This window comes from Bacillus sp. SRI_025 (genome assembly GCF_057592095.1).
Map to the genome: position 1 here is coordinate 1 of NZ_JBYEGB010000019.1, position 570 is coordinate 570.

At 49.1% G+C, this 570-nt stretch carries 4 tRNA genes and 1 rRNA gene; all 5 read right to left on the reverse strand.

The features are described 5' to 3' along the window. Window positions 1–14: 14 nt before the first annotated feature. Window positions 15–90 (reverse strand) — tRNA-Val (locus AC20OE_RS18780). 33 nt (window positions 91–123) lie between these two features. Next, window positions 124–198, reverse strand: a tRNA-Glu gene (locus AC20OE_RS18785). 17 nt (window positions 199–215) lie between these two features. Next, a tRNA-Ser gene (locus AC20OE_RS18790) sits at window positions 216–306 on the reverse strand. A 4-nt stretch (window positions 307–310) separates the two neighbouring features. Then, window positions 311–385, reverse strand: a tRNA-Asn gene (locus AC20OE_RS18795). A gap of 9 nt (window positions 386–394) precedes the next feature. Then, a 5S ribosomal RNA gene (gene rrf / locus AC20OE_RS18800) occupies window positions 395–510 on the reverse strand. Window positions 511–570 lie beyond the last annotated feature (60 nt).

Consider the following 570-nt stretch of genomic DNA (forward strand, 5'->3'; position numbering starts at 1 on the left):
CGATATAAAAGATATGGTGGAGGATGACGGGCTCGAACCGCCGACCCTCTGCTTGTAAGGCAGATGCTCTCCCAGCTGAGCTAATCCTCCGAATAAAAAATGCTGGTATATATTCTATAAAAATGGTGACCCGTACGGGATTCGAACCCGTGTTACCGCCGTGAAAGGGCGGTGTCTTAACCGCTTGACCAACGGGCCCTTTATTATGTAAATTGTGGCGGAGAGCAAGGGATTCGAACCCTTGAGACGGGGTTACCGCCTACACGATTTCCAATCGTGCTCCTTCGGCCACTCGGACAGCTCTCCAAATTGGCTCCGCAGGTAGGATTCGAACCTACGACCGATCGGTTAACAGCCGATAGCTCTACCACTGAGCTACTGCGGAATGAAGAAAGCCTGGCGATGTCCTACTCTCACAGGGGGGAACCCCCAACTACCATCGGCGCTGAAGAGCTTAACTTCCGTGTTCGGTATGGGAACGGGTGTGACCTCTTCGCCATCATCACCAGACAATTTAGTGACAAAAGATATTATACTATGTATTGAAAATAAATCAAGAGATATTTTAAA